Genomic DNA, 2,399 nt, shown 5'->3' with positions numbered 1-2,399 from the left:
CCGCGACCCCACCCACCGAGTTTCCCGATGAAGCAGATGACCTTCGCCGACGCCGAGTACGCCGGTAAGCGCAAACAAACCCGCAAAGAGTTGTTCCTGATCGAGATGGATCGGGTGGTGCCGTGGAAGGGTTTGATTGCCTTGATCGAGCCGCATTATCCCAAGGGTGAAGGCGGTCGTCCGGCCTATCCGCTGATGGCGATGCTGCGCGTGCACCTGATGCAAAACTGGTTCGGTTACAGCGATCCAGCGATGGAAGAGGCGCTGTACGAGACCACCATCCTGCGCCAGTTCGCGGGGCTGAGCTTGGAGCGTATCCCCGATGAAACCACCATCCTCAACTTCCGTCGTTTGCTGGAGAAGCACGAACTAGCCGCCGGCATCTTGGCTGTCATCAATGGCTATCTGGGCGACCGAGGGCTGTCGCTGCGCCAAGGCACGATCGTCGATGCCACGCTGATCAATGCGCCGAGTTCGACCAAGAACAAGGACGGTAAGCGCGACCCGGAAATGCATCAGACCAAGAAGGGTAACCAGTACTGTGTGTCACGAACACAGGTCAGATGACCTGTGCTGCTGTGCCGAAGATGGAAGTAGGCCTTCCGAAGTCGGCTTGCAGGAGCGGACTTCAAACCACCCGGTGCTGCTGCATCCAAAAGGTGTGGTGGTGAGCGACCGAGGAAAAGTCATCCCTGAGGATGGCAGGTGAGTATGGAGAAGATGAGCGAAAGCAAACCGTCCGATGACGCATCGTTATGCCCAAGGTGCTGCCGAAACTGAGGTGGAGTACTGGCTTCAGGACAAGTCGGGGCGTTACCTGCTTACGGACCCGATGGCAGCCGGTGTATAGGCGGCATGATCTTCATACAGGCTTTGGTACGGAACGTGAGAACCTTGTTCCAGATGCGAAGGAAAATGACAAATGGCCAACACCATGAGGAAGAATACCGATGCTGGAACGAGGGGCGGAGCCTCCCGTAGTAGCGATGAAGCCTCTGTAATGGAGGTGGAGCGAAGGGGCGGCGTTATCCGGCCGACGAGCGTTGCCAACCTCCGGGGATGAGTGGCGTGAGCTCGGCGAAACCTTATGACATAGCGAAACGCACGGTATGGGACGCCTACCAGCAGGTCAGGGCCAACCGCGGTGCTGCCGGCATCGACGATGAAACCATCGCCGATTTCGAGCGGGATCTGTCTAAGAATCTCTACAAGCTGTGGAATCGGATGTCGTCGGGGTCGTACTTCCCGCCTCCGGTCAAGCAAGTAGAAATTCCCAAGGCATCGGGAGGCACGCGCAAGCTGGGAGTGCCCACGGTTGGTGATCGTGTCGCGCAAACCGTGGTCAAGCTTCTCATCGAGCCGGAGCTGGACTCGATCTTCCACTCGGACTCCTATGGGTACCGGCCGGGACGATCAGCGAAGCAGGCGGTGGCGATCACGCGTGAGCGCTGCTGGCGATACGACTGGGTGGTGGAGTTTGATATCAAGGCAGCCTTCGATCAGATCAATCATGGGTTGCTGATGAAGGCGGTGCGCCTGCACATCAAGGAGGACTGGATACTTCTGTACATCGAGCGGTGGCTGGTTGCGCCGTTCGAAACGGATCACGGTATGCGCGTCCGACGCGAACGCGGCACCCCGCAAGGTGGAGTGATCAGTCCCCTCCTGATGAATCTGTTCATGCACTATGCCTTCGACACCTGGATGCAACGTACCAGCCCCAACTGCCCGTTTGCCCGCTACGCCGATGATGCGGTGGTGCACTGCCGCAGTCGAAAGCAAGCGGAGTACGTGATGCGCTCCATTGCTTCACGGCTGGCTGCCTGTGGCTTGACGATGCACCCCGAGAAATCGAAGGTCGTGTACTGCAAGGACAGTAACCGTCGCGCAGGTTATCCGCATGTGAGCTTTACCTTCCTCGGCTTCACCTTTAGGCCGAGGAAGGCGCTCAGCAAACAAGACCAGCTCTTCACGAGCTTCCTTCCGGGAGCGAGTGCGGATGCCTTAAAGCGGATGCGGCAAGCGGTACGCAGGTGGCGACTCAATCGCCAAACCCACGTGACGCTGGTCGACGTGGCTCGGCTCTACAATCCAGTGATACAGGGGTGGTCGCAATACTATGGCTCGTTCTATCGGACAGCCATGCTTGGCATCTTCCAGCACATTGACCGCGCGCTTGAACGCTGGGCCCGACGAAAATACAAGGCTCTTCATAGGCGCAAGCGGCGCATTAGCCAATGGCTGGACAAGATGCGGACTGTGGTACCCCGGCTGTTTCATCACTGGCGAGTGACCGGGCAGCAAGGTTGGATAACGGGAGCCGTATGACGCGAGAGTGTCACGTACGGTTCTGCGAGCGGCTGCGGGGGCAGTTCCCGCGGCCGACTCACCATTTTGGC

Annotated in this window: 1 protein-coding gene and 1 pseudogene; both read left to right on the top strand. The window is 58.6% G+C overall.

The genetic code is table 11. The features are described from left to right. Nucleotides 1-27: 27 nt before the first annotated feature. Nucleotides 28-540 (top strand): annotated as a pseudogene (locus tag FHL16_RS33660) (IS5-like element ISPre1 family transposase); the annotation flags it as partial. Between the two features lie 519 nt (nt 541-1,059). Further along, nucleotides 1,060-2,328, top strand: a complete 1,269-nt coding sequence (ltrA, locus tag FHL16_RS33650; RefSeq protein WP_010466266.1) for a group II intron reverse transcriptase/maturase — start codon at nt 1,060-1,062, stop codon at nt 2,326-2,328. Nucleotides 2,329-2,399: the final 71 nt, after the last annotated feature.

This window comes from Pseudomonas sp. FSL W5-0299 (assembly GCF_005930655.1).
GTDB lineage: Bacteria > Pseudomonadota > Gammaproteobacteria > Pseudomonadales > Pseudomonadaceae > Aquipseudomonas > Aquipseudomonas mandelii.
The sequence above is the reverse complement of the archived record's forward strand: the minus strand, read 5'-3'. Positions and strand labels throughout refer to the sequence as shown.

Bases quoted from the DNA above. Each gene is read 5' to 3' on its own strand.
- ltrA (WP_010466266.1), top strand. From the start codon at position 1,060: ATGAGTGGCGTGAGCTCGGCGAAACCTTATGACATAGCGAAACGCACG.